Source organism: Microbacterium sp. CFBP 8794 (genome assembly GCF_014841235.1).
Taxonomy (GTDB): Bacteria; Actinomycetota; Actinomycetes; order Actinomycetales; family Microbacteriaceae; genus Microbacterium.
Genome location: NZ_JACYTT010000002.1, coordinates 684,417 through 704,116, shown reverse-complemented (window position 1 = coordinate 704,116; position 19,700 = coordinate 684,417). Strand labels below are relative to the sequence as shown.

Sequence of the window (19,700 nt, the reverse complement as noted above, 5' to 3'; positions counted from 1 at the left end):
ATGCCCGAAGCCCCCGAAGTCGAGGCGCTCACGCTTTTCCTGCGTGAGCGTCTCGGTGGGCACGTGGTGCGCGACGTCGAACTCGTCGAGGGGCGCGCGCTCAAGACACGGCCGCGACCGCTCGACGAGCTCGTGGGGCGCACCGTGACCGGGGTGACCCGGCACGGCAAGCACCTCGACCTCGACCTCGACGGCGTACACCTCGGCGTGGGCTTCGGTCGGGCCGGGTGGGCGACGTGGGCGGACGCGGGCGCGGAGTCCGACCCCGAGCCCGGCTCCGGTTCGGTGGATGCCGTCGCACCGGCGGCGGTGATCGCGCGACTCGTGCTCGACGACGGCATCCTGGGCATCACCGACGCGGGGGACTGGCTCTCGGTGCAGTTGCACGTCGTCGATGCGGCGAACGAGGTTCCGGCGGTCGCGAAGCTGGGACCCGATGCCGTCGACCCCGCGTTCTCACGCGAGGCGCTGGCGCACGCTCTCGGCGGACGGCGCAAACAACTCAAGGCGCTGCTGCAGGAGCAGGAGTCGCTCGCCGGCATCGGCAACGCCTATTCCGACGAGATCCTCTTCGCCGCCCGGCTGTCGCCCGTGGCGCACGCGTCGAGCCTCTCGAGTGACGACGTCTCGCGGTTGCACGCGGCGCTGCACGACACGCTGACCGCCGCCGTGCTGGCGCGGCGGGGCGTCCCCATCGCCCAGCAGAAGGCCGCCAAGGTGGCGGCGATGGCGGTGCACGGGCGCACGGGCGAGCCCTGCCCCGACTGCGGCGGTGTGATCGAGGACATCCCTGGCACGAAGGGCGGCGGGCAGTACTGCCCGTCGTGCCAGGTGCTGCCGGGCTGATCCGCCGCTCGTCGCGTGCGGGGTCGTGTCGGGCGGTCGCGGGACCGAGGCGTGCCTAGGGGCGCGACTCGCGGCAAACCAGTCGAGCGATCGCCCCACCAACGCCCGCTCGGCCGAAACGACGACGGCCCCGAGCCGAAGCCCGGGGCCGTTGCCGACGAAGACGCTCAGGCCGTCTGGCCGGAGTGCTTCCCCTCGGCGACCTCTTCGACGAGCTTGGCGTTGAACGCGGGCAGGTCGTCGGGGTTGCGGCTCGAGACGAGCCCCTGGTCGACGTGCACTTCCTCGTCGACCCATGTGGCTCCGGCGTTTCGCAGGTCGGTCTTCAAGGTCGGGTAGCTGGTGAGGGTGCGACCCTTCAGCACGTCGGCCTCGGTGAGGATCCAGCCCCCGTGGCAGATGACGGCGACCGGCTTGTGCTGGTCGAAGAAATCGCGCGTGAAGGACACGGCATCCTGGACGATGCGGATGTCGTCGGCGTTCTGCACGCCGCCGGGCAGCACGAGAGCATCGAAGTCGGCGGCCGAGGCCGAGCCCACGACGAGGTCGACGGGCTGCTGGTGCCCCTTCTCGCCGGTGATGCTGCCGTCGGCGGGCGAGACGAGCACGGCTTCGGCGCCCGCGGAGGTGACGGCCTCCCACGGGCTCGTGAGCTCGCTGTCTTCGAATCCGTCGGTGAGCAGGAAGGCGATGCGCTTGCCGGTGAGATCGGTCATGGTGCGACTCTCTCTTTCTCGATTAGGAACGCCTTCCACGCTAGAAACCGCCGCGCGGACGGGGGCGGGGGTTGCGGATGCCGCGCCCCGGCGTTAGCGGTGACGTGCGTCGATCGCCCGGTTCCGTCGGCGGCCCGCCGGAGTCCTGCGCGGGCGTAGCATGGAGCGCATGTCCGCTGACACCACGTCTGAGACGACTTCTGCATCGAAGCCGCTGATCACGCTTCTGAACGCTCCCGTCGAAGAGAAGGACGAGTCTCGCCCCGCGGCGTCGCAGTGCTGCGGCGGCGGTTCCTGCTCGCTCTGAGCCTGTACCCCCGGCGCGCCCGGCCCGTCGTGGTCATGTCGTCCGGCGCCCCGTGATCTGACCTGCGCCCCGGGACGTGCGTTCCGGCGCTGTCATCGTTGCGCTTTCCCGCGCGTCATCACCGCCGGGCGCGATCAGCGTTGCGCCCCTCAGTGCGCGATCGGCGCCGCGCCCTCGGGCTGATCGGCGGGCTTGCGAATGAGGAACGCTCCCACGATCAGGGGCACCGAGATGATCGCGGCGACGAGGAACGCGGCCCGCGTCCCCGCAGCTCCGGCCTCGAGGCCCCCGCCCGCCGCGGCCGAGACCGACGACATCAGCGTGACCAGCAGCGCGATACCGGCGGCACCGGCGACCTGCTGCACGGTTCCCACGACGGCGGAGCCGTACGAGTAGAACCGGGGCTCGAGCGAACCGAGGGATGCCGTGAACAGCGGCGTGAACGACAGCGCGAGACCGATCATCATCACGGTCTGCACCGCGATGAGCAGCGCGAACGGGGTGTCGGTGCCGACGGTGGTGTAGAACCACAGCGAGCCGCTGGTGATCACGGCGCCCGGCACGAGCAGCACCTGCGTGCCGAAGCGGTCGTAGATGCGTCCGATCACGGGACCCGCGAGGCCCATCGCGAGAGAGCCGGGCAGCACGGCCAGGCCCGTCTCGAGGGGCGTCTTCTCGAGCACCGTCTGCAGGTACAGGGGCAGCAGGGTGATCGCGCCGAAGAACGCCATCGACATCACCCCGAGCTGCGCCACCGAGAGGGTGAAGTTGCGGGAGCGGAACACGCGCAGGTCGAGCAGGGCGCTGTCGCTGCGCTGGAGCCGTGTCTGACGCCAGACGAAGAGGCCCAGTCCGATCACACCCACCGCGAGCGAGGCGATGAGGGTCACGAGCGAGGTCGACGCGGCATCCGGGTCGGAACCGTGGCCGCCGCCGATCTGGCTGAGGCCGAACACGAGGCCGCCGAAGCCGAGCGCCGAGAGCACCACCGACGGGATGTCGATGGGGGCGTTGCGGGTCTCGCCGAGGTTGTGGATCCAGCGGGCGCCCACGAAGAGGGCGACCAGGGCGATGGGCAGCACGATGCCGAAGATCCAGTGCCACCCGAGCGACTGCAGCACGAGCCCCGACATGGTCGGACCGATCGCGGGGGCGAGCGCCATGACGATGCTGACGCGCCCCATCATGCGTCCGCGCTGCTGCGGCGGCACGATCGTCATGATCGTGGTCATCAGCAGCGGCATCATGATGGCGGTCCCCGAGGCCTGGATGACGCGGGCGACCACGAGGACCTCGAACCCGGGGGCGAGGAAGGCCACGAGCGTGCCGGTCGAGAACAGCGACATCGCCGCGATGAAGACCTGACGCGTGGTGAAGCGCTGCAGCAGGAAGCCCGTGATCGGGATGACGACGGCCATCGTCAGCATGAACGCGGTGGTCAGCCACTGCGCGGCGACGGCCGTGATGCCCAGGTCGCGGATGAGGAACGGGATCGCGACGTTCATCGTCGTCTCGTTGAGGATCGCGACGAACGCGGCGGTGAGCAGCAGCCAGATGACGCGGCTCTGCTCGGTGGTAACGCCCGAGGTGGTGGCGGGCGGGGAAGCGACGGGGGTGCCGGTGGCAGCCATGACGAGGTCCTTTTCGTGCGGGGGGCTTCGTGGCGCCGGAGAGGCGACGTGCCTCAGACCGAACGGCAGCGGTCGGCGGGATATTCCGACGTCGAGAGAAATTCGCCGGGACGATGTCGGGGAAGCGCGGGTGGGGGTCTCGCGGCCGCCCTCCGCGGTGCCCGGGCAGGAGCCGGTGTCGGCGGTCGGACGTAGGCTGGCCCGCATGACCCCGGGTGGAGTAGGCGGAAGCATGTTCCGCGGCGTGGACGCCGCCGAACAGCGCCGACGCAACTCTCAGGCACCGCGCGTCGCGAACCTCGGACGACGGGTCGTCGACCTGTTCCGGCCCTATCGCGGTCGCATCGTCATGACGGCGGTGCTCGTGGTGGTGGGGGCCGCGATCGCGGTCATCCCGCCGCTGCTGGTGCAACGCATCTTCGACGACGCGCTCTTCCCGATCGACGGGTCGCGCCCCGATCTGCAGCTGCTCGCCGTGCTGGTCAGCATCATGATGGTGCTGTTCCTGGTGTCGGCGGGGCTGAACGTGGGGCAGACGTGGTTCACGGCGACCGTGGGCAACCGCGTGACGGGCGATCTGCGCACGCGCCTGTTCGATCACCTGCAATCGATGGAGCTCGGGTTCTTCACCCGCACGAAGACGGGCGTCATCCAGTCGCGTCTGCAGAACGACGTCGGCGGCGTTTCGGGCGTGCTGACCAACACGGTCACCAGCATCCTCGGTAACGCGGTGACGGTGATCGCCTCGCTCGTGGCGATGATCCTCATCGATTGGCGACTGACCCTCATCGCCGTCGCGCTCATGCCGTTCCTCATCTTCGTGCAGCGCCGGGTGGGGCAGGTGCGCGCGCGCATCGCGGGCGAGACGCAGGAGTCCCTGTCGGAGCTCTCGGCGATCACTCAAGAGACGTTGAGCGTGTCCGGCATCCTTCTGTCGAAGTCGTTCAACCGCCAGCGCACCGAGTCGGCACGCTTCGACGCCGAGAACGACAACCAGGTGCACCTGCAGGTGCGGCGCGCGATGAGCGGCCAGGGCTTCTTCGCGGTGGTTCAGGTCATCATGTCGAGCGTCCCCGCCGTGATCTACTTCGTCGCGGGGTATCTCATCGCCGGTGGCGCGGGTGCCATCACCGCGGGCACCATCGTGGCCTTCACGACCGTGCAGGCGCGGCTGCTCATGCCGCTGATGGGTCTCATGCGCGTGGCGCTCGACGTGCAGACCTCGTCGGCGCTGTTCGCCCGCATCTTCGAGTACCTCGACCTGCGGCCGGCCATCGTCGACGTCCCCGACGCCCTGCCGGTCTCGGCCGCGCCCGGTCCGGTCGGGCGGGTCGAGTTCCGCGACGTGGAGTTCCGCTACCCCGACGCACCCGCGAACGCGCGGCCCACGCTCGACGGGGTCTCGTTCACCGTCGAACCCGGGCAGCACGTGGCGTTCGTGGGCCCCTCGGGGGCGGGCAAGACGACGATCCTGTACCTGACGCCGCGCATGTACGAGGCGTCGGGCGGGGCGGTGCTGTTCTCGGGAGCCGACGTGCGCGACCTCGATCGGGCCTCGATCGTCGACGAGATCGGCATCGTGTCGCAAGAGACGTACCTGTTCCACGCAACGGTGCGCGAGAACCTGCGCTACGCCCGCCCCGAGGCCTCCGACGACGAGATCGAGGCCGCCTGCCGCGCCGCGAACATCCACCACGTCATCGCCGGCTTCGAAGCCGGATACGACACCGTCGTCGGTGAGCGCGGATACCGCCTCTCGGGCGGCGAGAAGCAGCGCATCGCGATCGCGCGCGTGCTGCTCAAAGACCCTCCCGTGCTGCTGCTCGACGAGGCGACGAGTGCTCTCGACACCGTGTCGGAACGCATCGTGCAAGAGGCCCTCGAGACCGCGTCGCACGGACGCACGACGCTGTCGATCGCGCACCGCCTGTCGACGGTCATCAGTGCCGATCAGATCCACGTCGTCGACGCGGGTCGCATCGTGGAGTCGGGTACCCACTCCGAACTGCTCGCCGCGGGCGGGCTGTACTCCAGCCTCGCCGCCGAGCAGCTCGCCGCCTCGTTCGTCCTCGCCGACGAGCAGCTCGACGCGGCGGGCCTCGCCCGCGCGGCACTTCCCTCCCGCCGGGCGGATGAACCGCCGGAGTGAACGACCGTCGTCGCGGGTCGGGATCGGCCGCGGCGATGAGCGAAGGGACGCCCGACGGTTCGACGGGCGGAGTCGCCCGGCGGCGTGCCCTCAGACCGGCAGCGTCTCGAGGAACGCCTCGAGCGCGATGCGGTACGCCGGGTCGGGGTGCGCCTCGGCGATCCGCAACAGGGGCGGAAGATCGAGCGTGCGGATCAGCGCTCCGCGCTCGCGAACGGCCGCGTCGGCGCCGGCGGCCCGCAGCAGTGCGATGCCCTCGCCCAGGGCGTCGAGGTAGTCGCGCAGCACGCCGACCTCGGCCAGGCGTTGAGTGATCGATCCGCCGTCGCGGCGTTCCCGCCAGTCGACGACGACGTCGGGCACCACGTCGAACGCCGACGCGAGCGTGTACATGCGCTGCGCGAGCACCTGGTCCTCGTAGTAGCGGCCCTCGGGGAAGCGCAGGTCGCGCGCGCGCCAGAAGGCGGTGCGGCTCAGCTTCGACCACGCGACGATGTTCCCGGATGCCGCCGGGTGCTCCGTCAGCGTGGTGCGCTGCCGCGCCGGGTCGGTGGCGGCGGCGACCCACGGCTGCACGACGCCGGCCGTGTACCCGGGGCCGTCGGCATCCGGGCGCAGGCGTACGTACGCCCCCACGACGAAGTCGCTGCCGGTGCGGTCGAGGGTGTCGGCGAGGCGTGCCAGGGCGTCGGGGCGATAGCGGTCGTCGGCGTCGAGGAAGGCCGTGTAGGGGGTGTCGACCTCGGCGAGGCCGGTGTTGCGGGCGGCGCCGAGGCCGCGCTGCTCCTCGTGGCGCACGACGCGGAAGCGGGCGTCGGCGGCCGCGGCGTCGGCGAAGATGCGGGTCGTGTCATCGGTGGAGGCGTCGTCGACGAGGACGGCGGTCCAGTTCGAGTGCGTCTGGCCGCGGACGGAGTCGAGCGCCTCTTCGGCGAAGTCCGCCACGTCGAAGCCGGGGATGATGACGGTGACGGCGGTGGAACTCACCCGCGTGATCCTACGGCGGCGACCGCGGCGACGACGGCATTCGCTACGGGGTCGAGAGATCCGGTGAGCCCTCGCGGCAGGGTGAAGCGCACGGCGGTGCGGGCCTCGTCGTGCGCGATGCCGAGCGCGAGCAGCACGTGCGACGCCTCGTCGCTTCCGGCGGCGCACGCCGATCCGCTCGACGACACGACCCCGCGCCGTTCGAGCTCGAGCAGCACCGTCTCACCGTTCGTACCGGGGAACACGAAGCTGGCGGTGCCGGGCAGTCGTCGCTCGGGGTGGCCGGTGAGGCGCGCGCCCGGGACGAGCGCGAGCACACGGGCGACGAAGGCGTCGCGGAGCGCCGAGACGCGCCGCGCCTCGGCTTCGCGCTCGTCCTCGGCCAGGGTCAAGGCGGTGGCGATCGCGACGGCCCCCGCGACGTCGGGAGTGCCGGAGCGGCGACCGCGCTCCTGACCGCCGCCGTGCAGGAGCGGCTCGAACGGGAGCCGGCCGCGCACGGCGAGGATCCCGGTGCCCTTCGGTGCGCCGATCTTGTGACCGGCGACGGTGATCGCATCGGCCCCGAGCCCCGCCAGCGGCAGCCACCCGGCGGCCTGGACGGCGTCGAGGTGCAGGGGGACCCCCCGGGCGTGGGCGACGGCGGCGAGGGCGGCGGCATCCTGGATCGTGCCCACCTCGTTGTTCGCGTAGCCCACGCTGACCAGCGCGGTCTTGTCGCGCAGCACGTCGGCGAGGGCGTCGGGGGTCAGCGTGCCGGAGGCATCGACGGGGGCGTAGGTGACCTCGGTGCCGTGGAAACGGGCGAGGTAGTCGGCCGAGGCGAGTACCGACTCGTGTTCGATGGCGGTGGTGACGAGGTGCGTGCGCCCCGAGCCCAGCACGAGACCCTTGAGGGCCGCGTTGTTGGACTCGGTGCCTCCCGAGGTGAACATCACGTCTCCGGCGCGCAGGCCGAGCACCCGGGCGACCCGCGAGCGGGCGTCGTCGAGGGCGGATGCCGCGGCCTCGCCGATCTCGTGATGGCTCGACGGGTTGCCGAAGAACCGTGTGAGGTAGGGCGCCATGGCCTCGAGCACCTCGGGGCGCACGGGGGTGGTGGCGGCGTTGTCGAGGTAGAGGGTCACGCCGTCTCGATGCGGATGTCCAGCCCGAGGTCGAGCGAGGGTGCGGAGTGGGTGAGGGCGCCGACCGAGATGACGTCGACGCCGGTCTCGGCGATGGCCCGCACGGTGGTGAGGCTCACCCCTCCCGACGCCTCGACCTGGGCGGCTCCGGCGATGCGGGCGACGCCGACGCGGAGGTCGTCGAGCGAGAAGTTGTCGAGCATGATCGTGCCGACCCCGGCGGCGAGCACGGCGTCGATCTGGTCGAGGCGGTCGACCTCGACCTCGACGTGGGTCGTGTGGGGGAGTCGGGCGATCGCGCTCTCGAGGGCCTGCGTCACCGACATCCCGCTGGCGGTGAGCACGGCGAGGTGGTTGTCTTTCGCCATCACCGCGTCGGACAGCGAGAAACGGTGGTTGTGGCCTCCGCCGTCGCGCACGGCCTGGCGCTCGACGGCGCGCAGGCCCGGGGTGGTCTTGCGGGTGTCCACGATGCGCGCGCCGGTGTGCGCGACCTCGTCGACGTAGCGACGGGTGAGGGTGGCGATGCCCGCCATGCGCTGCACGAAGTTGAGGCCGATCCGCTCGGCCGTCAGCACCGCCCGCGCGGGGCCCGTGACGACGGCGAGCGTGTCGCCGGGCACGAAGGCGGCGCCGTCGGCCACGCGCATCTCGACGACGACCGAGGGGTCGGTCAGCGTGAACGCGGCCGTGAACACCGCACCGCCGCTGAAGACGCCGGGCACCCGGGCGACCAGCTCGGCCCGCGCGGTCGCGTGCTCGGGGATCAGCGTTTCGCTGGTGAGGTCGCCCCACGGGGCGTCTTCGTCGAGCGCGGCCGAGACGACGCGGTCGATGGCGGTGCGGGTCAGCATGCGGAGACCTCCTGGGGACGGGGACGGGATGCCGGGGCGGAAGGCGAGACGTCGGGTCGCGGCGGCGAGGCATCCCGCGTGCGGGCGCCCTGCGTCGCCGTGCCCGGTGTCACTGTGCCCGGTGTCGCCGTGCCCGGTGTCACTGTGCCCGGTGTCACAGTGCCCGGTGTTGCGGCGGCCGGGGTCCCGGCATCCGGAGCGTCGGAGCGGAAGTGCGCTCCGATCGAGCCCGAGCGGGCACGGGCGGCAGCGACGACGTGCGTGGCCACCAGCAGCAGGTTGGCGTCCTCGATCGACCGGCCTGCGGTCTCGGCGCTCCACGCGGCGAGCACGCCGGCGGCGCGCGCGAGGCCGGCGCCGTCGCGCACGAGTCCGGCCTCGGCCCACAGGAGCTTCTGCAGGGCTTCACGTGAGAACGGCGGGGCCTCGGTGGGGGCGGACGTCTGCAGCGGCAGCGCGGGGGAGGCCTCGCGCCACGCCTCGTCGCGCGCGACCGCGTCTCCGGCGCGGGCGCCGAACACGGCCCCCTCGAGCAGGGAGTTGGATGCCAGGCGGTTCGCGCCGTGCACTCCGGTGCGCGCCGTCTCGCCCACCGCGTACAGACCCGGCACGCTGCTGCGTCCGTCGAGGTCGGTCACCACGCCGCCCATCAGGTAGTGCGCCGCGGGGGTCACGGCGATCGGGTCGCGCGCCCAGTCGAGCCCGCGCTCGCGCACGGCGGCGTCGATCGTGGGGAAGCGCTCGGCGAGACGCGCGGCGCCGAGGGCGGTGGCATCCAGCAGCACGGGTCGGCCGTCCTGCGCGGCCATGGCCCGGGCGTTCGCGCGGGCGACGACGTCGCGCGGAGCGAGCTCGCCGTCGGGGTGCGCGTCGAAAGCGAAGCGCCGACCCGCCTCGTCGACGAGCACGGCCCCCTCGCCGCGCACGGCCTCGGAGACGAGGAACGGCGCGCCCACCGCGAGCGCGGTGGGGTGGAACTGCACGAACTCGAGGTCGGCGACGGCGGCGCCGGCCCGGATGGCGGCGGCGATGCCGTCACCGGTCGCGCCGAGCGGGTTGGTCGTGTGGGCGTAGAGCTGGCCCGCGCCGCCGGTCGCGAGGATCACCGCGTCGGCGGTGAGGCGCTCGCCGTCGGCGAGCTCCACGCCGGTGACGCGACCGTCGTCGAGGATCAGGTCGCGCAGCAGCGCGTGCTCGCGCACCGCGACACCCGCCGCGCGAACGGCGGCCCCGAGCGCCGCCTGGATCGCGGCTCCCGTGGCGTCGCCGCCGGCGTGCAGCACGCGGGGACGGGCGTGGGCGGCCTCGAGACCGCGGGCGAAGTCGCCGTCGACGCCCCGGTCGAACGCGACACCGCGCGCGACGAGCTCGACGATGCGCGTCGGCCCCTCGCCCACCAGCACATCGACCGCGGAGGGATCGTTCATCCCCACGCCGGCGGTGAGCGTGTCGGCCGCGTGCGAGGCGACGTCATCGAGGGGAGAGGTCACCGCGGCGATGCCGCCCTGGGCCCAGCGCGTGTTGGTGTCGGCCACCGCGCCCTTGGTGACGACGGTCACCGCGCATCCGTTCTCGACCGCGTGGAGCGCTGCCGTCAGGCCGGCGATGCCGCTGCCGACGACGACGACCGTGGTCATTTCACGGCGCCGCTGGGCTTGGCCGCGAGCATGCGCTCGAGGGCGACGGTGGCCGGGGCCGCGACCTCGGTCGGGACCGTGATGCGGTTGACGACCTCGCCCGCGACGAGCGACTCGAGCACCCACGCGAGGTAGCCGGGGTGGATGCGGTACATCGTCGAGCAGGGGCAGACGACGGGGTCGAGGCAGAAGATCTCGTGCTGCGGATACTGCGCGGCCAGGCGCTGCACGAGGTTGATCTCGGTGCCGATCGCGAAGGTGGTGGGTTCTGTGGCCGCGGCGATGGCTTTGCGGATGAGGTCGGTCGACCCCGCCTCGTCGGCCGCGTCGACGACGTCCATCGGGCACTCGGGGTGCACGATCACGCGCGCTCCGGGGTGCTCCACGCGGGCGCGCTCGATCTGCTCGACGGTGAAGCGTCGGTGCACCGAGCAGAAGCCGTGCCACAGGATGACGCGGCTGTCGACGATCTGCGCGTCCGACGACCCGCCGAGGGGTTTGCGGGGGTTCCACATGGGCATCTGCTCGAGCGGCACCCCCATCGCCTTGGCGGTGTTGCGGCCCAGGTGCTGGTCGGGGAAGAACAGCACGCGGCGCCCGCGCGCGAACGCCCACTCCAGCACCGTCCGGGCGTTGGAGGAGGTGCAGACGATGCCGCCGTGGCGCCCGACGAAGCCCTTGATGGCGGCGCTCGAGTTCATGTACGTCACCGGGATCACCGGCATGAGGCCCTCGGCATCCGGGGTGTCGAGATCGCCCAGCACGTCGGCGAGCTGCTCCCAGCACTCCTCGACCTGATCGATGTCGGCCATGTCGGCCATGGAGCACCCGGCGGCGAGGTTCGGCAGGATCACGGCCTGCTCGGGCCGCGAGAGCAGGTCGGCGGTCTCGGCCATGAAGTGCACGCCGCAGAACACGATGGCCTCGGCCTCGGGCCGGTCCTTCGCGGCGTTCGCCAGCTGGAACGAGTCGCCCACGTAGTCGGCGTGGCGCACGACCTCTTCGCGCTGGTAGAAGTGCCCGAGCACGACGACCCGGTCGCCGAGCGTCGCTTTCGCCGCGCGGATGCGGGCGTCGAGCTCGTCGTCGGAGGCGTCGCAGTACGCCTGCGGCAGTTCGCCCTGGCGGGGAGCGCCGGTGGGGATGACGTCTCCCATCGACGAGCCCGGACCGTAGCCCGGGCGGGTGTCGAAGTCCCAGGGGCCGACCGCGAGGTCGGTGGTGCAGGTGGCGTCGATCGAGGCGCCGGAGACGATGGCCTGGATCGCGTGGTCGACGCTCGGGTCGATCGCGGGACGCGGCTGCAGGGTGAGGGGCGTGGCGGACATGGGCGTTCCGATCAGTGACGGGACGGGAGGGGGCCGCGGTCGGCCAGCTCCACGTCGCGGTTGTAGCGGTACAGGCGGGCGGGGCGGTGGCTTCCGGTGCGGAAGCGCTCGGTGGGAATGAGTGTGTCGGACGTGTCGACCTGGCGGCGGAAGTTCGCCGGGTCGAGGCGTTTGCCGAGGATGGTCTCGTTGACCTCGCGGAGGTCGGCGAGCGTGAACTCGTCGGGGAGCAGCCCGTGCGCGATGCGGCTGTAGCCGACCTTGTTGCGCAGGCGCCACAGCGTGTACTCGACGATGTGGTCGTGGTCGAAGGCGAGAGCGGGCAGGGCGGTCGCGTCGAACCACTCGACGTTCTCGGGGGCGTCGCCCTGGCGGGCGTGGGCGGCGACCTGCGCGTCGACCTCGTCGGAGCGCAGCAGCGCCCAGTACACGATCGACACCACGCGGGTGGGGGAGCGGTCGACGGCGCCGAACGCGTACAGCTGCTCCAGGTAGCTGGGGGTCAGCCCGGTGGTCTCGGCGAGGGTCCGGGATGCCGCCGTGTCGAGCTCTTCGGTCGCGTCGAGCCAGCCGCCCGGCAGGGCCCACCGGCCGTCGAAGGGGTCGCGGGTGCGGCGCACCAGGGGGAGCGACAGGACGGGTTCGTCGTCGGCGCCGCGGCGCACGCTGAAGATCACGGTCGACACCGCGACGCGCACGTCGGCGTCGCGGGACTCGGGCTCAGGGGTTCGTGTCATGGTGACCATATCTCCGGGATCGATCTTAGTGTCATCCCGACCCGAAGGGCGAATCGGTGCCCGCCGTCCGCGGTGACCTGGCGGCGGGTCACGGCCGTGTGGGCGGTCCGGGGCACGATTGGCGCACTGGGGCGGGCGATATCCGCCCCGATGCGCCAATCGCGCCCCGAACCGCGGCGACCGCGGGATGGAGGAGCGGGCGCGGGGCTCTTCGCCCCGGACCCGCGCTCGCCCGCCCCGGCCGCGTCGAAAGGGTTCTCTCAGACGCGCGGCTTAGCGTGAGAGTCGGATTGGGGAGGTCGGATGCCGATCATCGACATCGTTCTGATCGCCCTTCTGGCGATCGCGCTCATCACGGGCCTCTCGCGAGGTTTCCTCGCCACGATCGGCTTCTTCGCGGGCCTCGCGGTCGGCGCCGTCGCCGCGTACTGGGTGACGCCGTTCGTCGGCCAGTGGATCACCGAGCCGGCCTGGCGGGGCCCCGCGATGATCGGCGCCGGCATCCTGCTGCTGCTCATCGGCTCGGGTCTCGGCAGCGCCCTGGGCGGCTTCTTCCGTCGGGGCGCCGACCGCATCAAGCTCCGCGTCCCCGAGCGTCTGCTCGGTGGGGTCGTCAACGTCGCCGCGGCCGCGCTCGCCGTGTCGTTCGTCGCCGGATCGCTCACCCCGGTCGGGGTTCCCGTCGTGTCGGCGGCGCTGGGCTCGTCGGCGGTCATCCGGACGATCGACGACCTCACCCCCGCCCCCGTGCGCGGCGCGCTCGCCGAGTTGCGCGGAACGGTCTTCGCGGAGGGGATCCCCCGCCTCGGCGAGCTCATCCAGATCGGGCCCGTGCCGAGCGCCCCGGCGGTCGCCCTCGACGACCCCGCGCTGACGCAGGCCGCGCAGTCGGTCGCGCGGATCTCGGGCACCGCCTACGCCTGCGGCATCACCTCGAGCGGCTCGGGGTTCGTCGTGGCGGCCGACCGCATCGTCACCAACGCGCACGTCGTCGCCGGCGTCGACACGCCCCTCGTCGAGCTGCCCGGCCGCCCCGCGCGCGAGGGGCGGGTGGTCTACTTCGACCCGACCGACGACATCGCCGTGGTCTCGGTCGACGGTCTCGATGCCGCGCCCCTGCCGATCTCACCGACCCTCGAGGTGGGGGCTTCCGCCGTGGTGCAGGGGTACCCGGGCGGGGGACCGTTCACCTCGGGCAGCGCCCAGGTGCTGTCGTCGGGCACCGTCCCCGTTCCCGACATCTACGACACCTCCTCGGTGCCGCGAGACATCTACGCGCTGGCCGCGGTGGTCCGGCCGGGGAACTCGGGGGGACCTCTGCTGACGACGACGGGTGAGATCGCGGGCATCGTCTTCGCCCGTAGCGACACCGACGACAACGTCGGCTACGCGATGACCCCCGCCGAGCTGCTCCCGGTGATGGCGCAGATGGACGCCCTGTCGGCGCCCGTCGCCTCGGGAAGCTGCACGCGCCGCTGAACGGGGCGCCGGGGCGAGGGCCCCGCGCCGGGGGCGGACCCTTCCACATCCGGTGCTCGCGGACAACCGGGCAGCCGGCGGCCGTCGCCGTTTCCTACCGTGGGGGGATGAGCCAGAAGACAACGCTTCGCACGGTGTCCACCGCCCTCGCCGCCTCGACGGTCGTCCTGCTCCTCGCGGGGTGCGTCGGACAGAGCAGCTCCGAACCCTCCGCCTCGACCCCGCCCGCATCTCCGAGCCGCCCGTCCGTCACGTCTTCGGCCCCGGCTTCGCCCTCCGCCGACGGGGTGAGCGAATCGGAGGCCGTGAGCCTCGTCGAGGACTACCTGACGGCGTTCCAGGAGGAGCGTTTCGCCGACGCCTACACGCTGCTGTCCGAGGGGGCGCAGTCGATCGCGGGGCCCGCCGAACGGTTCGCCGACACGGCCGTCGGCGGGTTCGTCCGCGTCGACGACGCCACCGGATATCTCGGAACGGACGGCGTGATCACCGCGGGGCCGGGGCCGGTCGACGATGCGGTCCTCGTCACGGCCGTCGCCGACCGCCACGCCGATGCGTGGATCGTGCGGGACACGCCGGAAGGCCCCCGCATCGACGATGCCGGCGTTCCCCTCACCGGACAGAGCCCGTACGAGTGGGTGAATCCCGCCTCCGGGCCCGAAGACATCCGCGACGTGACGCCCGTGGACCCCACGGCACCCGCCGCGATCGTCTTCGCCGATCGGGGAGACGGCGCCGAGGACGGTGCCAGCCTCGTGGGTGATCCGGATCAGATCGTCGCCTACATCGGCACGACGGAGGTCACCGCCTCGGCCGCGGCCTCCGAGTCGCAGCGCCGGTGGGACATCGCCCTCGACAGTGTCGCGCCCTCGGCCGACGTCCAGCCCCTCACCGTCGCCTGGAGGGTCAGCGACGACCTCGACGTCTGGCGCACCAGCACCACGCCGCTCTACACCGGGTGAGGCGGTCCGGGGCCCGCACTGGTGAGGGCGACGTGGGCGATCGAGGCCGCGGCATCCGGTGTCGTGAACCGTGGGGCTGGACAGAGCGCCGCGGGCCTCCGCTAGGCTGACCCCACAAGTCCACACCGGCCCCATGATCGATGCGGGAGAGCTCCGGCGAACGCAGCCGGGCACCGAAGGAGCAAGCCTCCCCGCCAATCTCTCAGGTACGCGTACCGCGTCGATCGGGCCACTCTGGAAAGTGATCCGGGTGCACTGCGCCGGATCCGCCGACGGTGAAAGCCCGCCCATCCTGTTCGTCGAACGGATGCCGTGGCGAAACTCTCAGGCCCATGACAGAGGGGGAGTTCTCCAGGCGCCGACCGGCGTCTGTCCGTCATCGCGAACGGCAGAACTCATGACCGACACCCCCGCACCTCCACGCTCGTCGCCGCTGCACGATCGGCACGAGGCCCTCGGCGCCTCGTTCACCGACTTCGGCGGCTGGAACATGCCCGTGCGCTACACCTCCGACCTCGCCGAGCATCACGCGGTGCGCACGGCCGCGGGCCTGTTCGACATCTCGCACATGGCCGAGTTCTGGGTGCAGGGTGGCCGCGCCGCGGACTTCCTCGACTTCGTGCTCGCCGGCCGCATCTCCACGATGCGCATCGGCAAGGCCAAGTACTCCCTCGTTCTGGCCGACGACGGCGGAATCGTGGACGACGTCATCGTCTACCGCACCGGTGAGGACTACTTCCTGGTGATCGCCAACGCCGGAAATCGGGATGCCGTGGCCGCGGCGTTCGACGGTGCCCGCGCCACGTGGTCGTCGGCGCAGGCGTTCCTCGACGGCCCCCTCGAGGGCACCGACTACGCGGTGACGTCCGGCGGGGCCATCCCGCGGGTCGAAGACGTCACCGATCAGCTCGCGCTCATCGCCCTCCAGGGCCCCGAGGCCCTCGGCATCCTGAGCTCCACCCCGGGGGTCGAGATCACCGGCACCGCCCTGGACGAGTTGGGCTACTACGCCTGGACCGACGGCACCTTCCAGGGCGCCTCGCTGTTCGTGGCCCGCACCGGGTACACCGGCGAGGACGGCTACGAGCTGCTCATCCCCACCGCCCAGGCCGGCGCCCTCTGGGACGCCGCGCTCGCCGCGGGCGCCGATCGCGGATTGGTCCCCTGCGGCCTCGCCGCGCGCGACACGCTGCGCCTCGAGGCGGGGATGCCGCTGTACGGCCACGAGCTCTCGCGCGACATCGTTCCCGCGCAGGCCGGCCTCGGCCGCGTCGTCGCCGTCGACAAAGAGGCGTTCGTCGGCAAGGACGGCGTGGCGTCGAGCCCCGCCGACGCCCCCGTGCTCGTCGGGCTCGTGTCGGAGGGCCGTCGCGCGGGCCGCGCCGGTTACTCCGTGCTCCGCGGCGACGACACCGTCGGCGAGATCACCAGCGGTGCCCTCAGCCCCACCCTCGGCCACCCCGTGGCCATGGCTTTCGTCGCGCCGTCGGCGAGCGAGCCCGGAACCGAACTGACCATCGACGTGCGCGGAACCCGCATTCCCGCCACCGTCACCGCCCTTCCCTTCTATCGGAGAAACGCATGACCGACCTCACCGCCCTCAGCTACACGTCCGAGCACGAGTGGATCTCCCTCGAGGGGGACATCGCGACCGTCGGCATCACCGACTTCGCCGCCGACAAGCTCGGCGACGTCGTCTTCGTCGAGCTGCCCGGCGCCGACTCCGCGGTCTCGGCCGGCGACGTCTGCGGCGAGATCGAATCGACCAAGTCGGTCGGCGAGCTCTACGCACCCCTGACTGGCACAGTCGTCGAGGTGAACGACGCCGTGGTCGACGACCCCTCTCTCGTGAACGCCGAACCCTTCGCCGGGGGCTGGCTCATCAAGATCCGCGTCGAGGGCGAGCTGCCCGGCGACCTCCTCGACCGCGCCGCCTACGAGGGCCTCACCGCATGAGCACTCTTCTGCCTCCCCGGACGGAGACCGCCGCGCCCGCCGTCTTCGTCGATCGCCACATCGGCATCGACGCCGACGCCCAGGCCCGCATGCTCGAGGTCGTCGGGTACGACAGCGTCGAGGCGCTCGTCGAGACCGCCGTCCCGGCATCCATCCACGTGCAGCAGCGCGCGACCAGCTCGATCCCGACCGCGGCCACCGAGGCCGAGGCGCTGGCGGAGCTGCGCGAGCTCGCCTCCGCGAACCGCTCGGCGCGACCGCTGATCGGGCTGGGGTACTACGACACCTTCACCCCCTCGGTGATCGCCCGCAACGTGCTCGAGAACCCCTCGTGGTACACCGCGTACACGCCGTACCAGCCCGAGATCTCGCAGGGCCGGCTCGAAGCTCTCATCAACTTCCAGACGATGGTGACCGACCTGACGGGCCTCGCCACGGCGAACGCCTCGATGCTCGACGAGTCGACCGCGGTCGTCGAGGGCATGCTCGTCGCACGCCGGGCGTCGAAGGCGAAGACCGACGTCTTCCTCGTCGACGTCGATGCCCTGCCGCAGACCAAGGCGCTGCTGCACCACCGCGCCGCGGCCGTCGGCATCCGCATCGAGGAGACCTCGTTCGCGGGGGAGCTGCCCGAGGCGTTCGGCGCGTTCGTGCAGTACCCCGGCGCCACGGGACGCGTGTGGGACTTCTCGGCCGTCGCCGAGACGGTGCACGCCGCGGGCGGCCTGGTCGTGGCCGCCGCCGACCTGCTCGCCCTGACCCTGCTGCGTTCGCCCGGCGCCCTCGGCGCCGACGTCGCGGTCGGGACGACCCAGCGCTTCGGCGTTCCGCTCGGCTTCGGGGGACCGCACGCGGGCTACATGGCCGTGCGCGCGGGCCTCGAACGCCAGCTCCCCGGCCGTCTCGTGGGCGTGTCGCAGGATGCCGTGGGAGCCCCCGCGTACCGCCTGTCGCTGCAGACGCGCGAACAGCACATCCGTCGCGAGAAGGCGACCTCCAACATCTGCACCGCCCAGGTGCTGCTGGCCGTGATGGCAGCGATGTACGCGGTGTACCACGGCCCGCAGGGGCTGCGGGGGATCGCGACGCGCGTCGCGCGGAAGGCCGACATCCTGGCATCCGCCCTGCGTTCGTACGACCTGACGCTGGCGAGCGACGCGTTCTTCGACACCGTGCGCGTGCACGTTCCGGGGCGCGCCCAAGACGTGGTCGACCGGGCGCGCGAGCGCGGCTATCAGCTGCTGTGGGTCGACGATGCGACCGTGGGGGTCTCGGTGGACGAGACGACGACGGATGCCGACCTCGCGGCCGTCCTCGACGCGTTCGGCCTCGCGAGCGACGACCTGCCCGAGGGCGTCGCCCTCCGCGGCGTGGACGAGGCGCTGCACCGCGACGACGAGTACCTCACGCACCCCGTCTTCCACACGCACCGCAGCGAGACGGCCATGATGCGCTACCTCAAGAGCCTCGCCGATCGCGACTACGCGCTCGATCGCGGCATGATCCCGCTGGGGTCGTGCACGATGAAGCTGAACGCGGCGACCGAGATGGCCGCGGTGTCGTGGCCCGAGTTCTCACGGGTGCACCCGTTCGCCCCCGAGGCCGACGTGCACGGCTACCTCGAGATGATCGAGCAGCTCGAGCGCTGGCTCGCCGAGGTCACCGGCTACGACGCCGTCTCGCTGCAGCCGAACGCCGGCTCGCAAGGCGAGCTCGCGGGACTCCTCGCCATCCGCGGCTACCACCTCGCGAACGGCGACACCGAGCGCACGGTGTGCCTCATCCCCTCGTCGGCGCACGGCACGAACGCGGCCTCGGCGATCCTGGCGGGCATGAAGGTCGTCGTCGTCGCCTGCGACGAGGCGGGGAACGTCGACCTCGACGATCTGCGGGCCAAGATCGTCCAGCACGCCGAGTCCCTCTCGGCGCTGATGATCACGTACCCCTCGACCCACGGCGTGTACGAGCACGACGTGCTCGAGATCACCCAGGCCGTGCACGACGCCGGTGGACAGGTGTACGTCGACGGGGCGAACCTCAACGCGCTGCTCGGCTTCGCCCGCTTCGGCGACCTGGGCGGCGACGTGTCGCACCTGAACCTGCACAAGACGTTCGCGATCCCGCACGGCGGTGGGGGCCCGGGCGTGGGCCCGGTCGCCGCGAAGGCGCACCTCGCGCCGTTCCTGCCCTCGCATCCGTTCTCGCAGCGCGCCGACCACGCCGGTGGCGTGTTCGACGGGGGACCGGTGTCGGCCGCGCCGCACGGGTCGGCGGGGATCCTGCCCATCTCGTGGGCCTACGTGCGCATGATGGGGGCCGAGGGGCTTCGACAGGCCACGGCCGCGGCCGTGCTGTCGGCCAACTACATCGCCGTGCGCCTGCGCGAGCACTACCCGGTGCTGTACGCGGGCGAGGGCGGTCTGGTCGCGCACGAGTGCATCCTCGACCTGCGTCCCCTCAAGGAGCAGACGGGGGTCACCGTCGACGACGTGGCCAAGCGTCTGATCGACTACGGCTTCCACGCCCCGACGATGTCGTTCCCGGTCGCCGGCACCCTCATGGTGGAACCGACCGAGAGTGAGGACCTCGCCGAGCTCGACCGGTTCGTGGATGCCATGATCGCGATCAAGCACGAGGCCGACGCCGTCGCCGCGGGGGAGTGGCCCGCCGACGACAACCCGCTCGTGAACGCGCCGCACACCGCCGAGACGGTGGTCGTGGGCGAGTGGGAGCACGCGTACTCGCGCGAGACCGCGGTGTACCCCGTGCGTTCTCTGATCCGCGGCAAGTACTGGCCCCCGGTACGCCGCATCGACCAGGCGTACGGCGACCGCAACCTCGTGTGCTCGTGCCCCCCGCCGGAGGCGTTCGCCTGAGCGCCACGTGAGTGCGGCGGCGATCCCGGCCGGGTTCCGGGATCGCCGCCGGATCGTTCGCCCACGGCCCGGACGGGGGGTTCGCACAGGAGGCGTTTAGTACAGTTC

15 protein-coding genes and 2 riboswitches are annotated in these 19,700 nt (G+C 72.0%); of the genes, 7 read left to right on the top strand and 8 right to left on the bottom strand.

Features of this window, described 5'->3' with window-relative positions; genetic code table 11:
- A complete protein-coding gene (locus IFU19_RS07160) occupies nucleotides 1-846 on the top strand; it encodes a DNA-formamidopyrimidine glycosylase family protein (RefSeq protein ID WP_192013308.1) in 846 nt (281 codons plus the stop codon).
- A gap of 167 nt (nucleotides 847-1,013) precedes the next feature.
- Here the strand turns inward: IFU19_RS07160 and IFU19_RS07155 are convergent, their stop codons facing one another.
- Entirely contained in the window at nucleotides 1,014-1,562 is a 549-nt protein-coding gene (locus IFU19_RS07155) for a type 1 glutamine amidotransferase domain-containing protein (protein ID WP_192013307.1), read from the bottom strand.
- Between the two features lie 456 nt (nucleotides 1,563-2,018).
- Nucleotides 2,019-3,500, bottom strand: a complete 1,482-nt coding sequence (locus tag IFU19_RS07150) for an MDR family MFS transporter (protein ID WP_192013306.1) — start codon at nucleotides 3,498-3,500, stop codon at nucleotides 2,019-2,021.
- A gap of 232 nt (nucleotides 3,501-3,732) precedes the next feature.
- Between IFU19_RS07150 and IFU19_RS07145 the strand changes: the two genes are divergently transcribed.
- Nucleotides 3,733-5,649 (top strand): ABC transporter ATP-binding protein, encoded by a 1,917-nt coding sequence (locus IFU19_RS07145; protein ID WP_249405355.1) that lies wholly within the window; start codon nucleotides 3,733-3,735, stop codon nucleotides 5,647-5,649.
- 90 nt (nucleotides 5,650-5,739) lie between these two features.
- Here IFU19_RS07145 and IFU19_RS07140 read toward each other — a convergent pair whose 3' ends face one another.
- From IFU19_RS07140 to IFU19_RS07115, 6 genes are read right to left on the bottom strand one after another with little or no spacing between them, the layout of a single operon-like run.
- A complete protein-coding gene (locus tag IFU19_RS07140; protein ID WP_191914854.1) occupies nucleotides 5,740-6,636 on the bottom strand; it encodes a glycosyltransferase in 897 nt (298 codons plus the stop codon).
- Nucleotides 6,633-7,763 carry an aminotransferase class V-fold PLP-dependent enzyme gene (locus tag IFU19_RS07135; protein WP_192013304.1) on the bottom strand — a complete coding sequence of 377 codons (1,131 nt, stop codon included), beginning with the start codon at nucleotides 7,761-7,763 and terminating at the stop codon, nucleotides 6,633-6,635. The genes IFU19_RS07140 and IFU19_RS07135 overlap by 4 nt, the downstream gene beginning before the upstream one ends.
- Nucleotides 7,760-8,617: a carboxylating nicotinate-nucleotide diphosphorylase gene (gene nadC, locus IFU19_RS07130; protein WP_192013303.1), complete on the bottom strand. Its 858-nt coding sequence runs from the start codon at nucleotides 8,615-8,617 to the stop codon at nucleotides 7,760-7,762. The genes IFU19_RS07135 and nadC overlap by 4 nt, the downstream gene beginning before the upstream one ends.
- The gene (nadB, locus tag IFU19_RS07125) at nucleotides 8,611-10,254 is read right to left on the bottom strand and encodes an L-aspartate oxidase (RefSeq protein WP_192013302.1); all 1,644 of its coding nucleotides are present in this window, start codon (nucleotides 10,252-10,254) and stop codon (nucleotides 8,611-8,613) included. The genes nadC and nadB overlap by 7 nt, the downstream gene beginning before the upstream one ends.
- On the bottom strand, nucleotides 10,251-11,582 hold the full coding sequence (gene nadA / locus IFU19_RS07120; protein WP_192013301.1) for a quinolinate synthase NadA: 1,332 nt from the start codon (nucleotides 11,580-11,582) through the stop codon (nucleotides 10,251-10,253). The genes nadB and nadA overlap by 4 nt, the downstream gene beginning before the upstream one ends.
- Before the next feature lie 11 nt (nucleotides 11,583-11,593).
- Nucleotides 11,594-12,319: an NUDIX hydrolase gene (locus IFU19_RS07115; RefSeq protein ID WP_055837813.1), complete on the bottom strand. Its 726-nt coding sequence runs from the start codon at nucleotides 12,317-12,319 to the stop codon at nucleotides 11,594-11,596.
- A 303-nt stretch (nucleotides 12,320-12,622) separates the two neighbouring features.
- Between IFU19_RS07115 and IFU19_RS07110 the strand changes: the two genes are divergently transcribed.
- The 5 genes from IFU19_RS07110 to gcvP all read left to right on the top strand — a co-directional run bounded on the left by IFU19_RS07110 (nucleotide 12,623) and on the right by gcvP (nucleotide 19,592).
- The gene (locus tag IFU19_RS07110; RefSeq protein ID WP_070409690.1) at nucleotides 12,623-13,798 is read left to right on the top strand and encodes a MarP family serine protease; all 1,176 of its coding nucleotides are present in this window, start codon (nucleotides 12,623-12,625) and stop codon (nucleotides 13,796-13,798) included.
- A 107-nt stretch (nucleotides 13,799-13,905) separates the two neighbouring features.
- Nucleotides 13,906-14,760 carry a hypothetical protein gene (locus IFU19_RS07105; RefSeq protein ID WP_192013300.1) on the top strand — a complete coding sequence of 285 codons (855 nt, stop codon included), beginning with the start codon at nucleotides 13,906-13,908 and terminating at the stop codon, nucleotides 14,758-14,760.
- A gap of 133 nt (nucleotides 14,761-14,893) precedes the next feature.
- A riboswitch (glycine riboswitch) is annotated at nucleotides 14,894-14,988 on the top strand.
- A riboswitch (glycine riboswitch) is annotated at nucleotides 14,989-15,109 on the top strand.
- A gap of 48 nt (nucleotides 15,110-15,157) precedes the next feature.
- Entirely contained in the window at nucleotides 15,158-16,345 is a 1,188-nt protein-coding gene (locus tag IFU19_RS07100) for a glycine cleavage system aminomethyltransferase GcvT (RefSeq protein ID WP_191925989.1), read from the top strand.
- Nucleotides 16,342-16,716, top strand: a complete 375-nt coding sequence (gene gcvH / locus IFU19_RS07095) for a glycine cleavage system protein GcvH (protein WP_191914863.1) — start codon at nucleotides 16,342-16,344, stop codon at nucleotides 16,714-16,716. Before IFU19_RS07100 ends, gcvH begins: the two co-directional genes overlap by 4 nt.
- Nucleotides 16,713-19,592, top strand: a complete 2,880-nt coding sequence (gene gcvP / locus IFU19_RS07090; protein WP_192013299.1) for an aminomethyl-transferring glycine dehydrogenase — start codon at nucleotides 16,713-16,715, stop codon at nucleotides 19,590-19,592. Before gcvH ends, gcvP begins: the two co-directional genes overlap by 4 nt.
- Nucleotides 19,593-19,700: the final 108 nt, after the last annotated feature.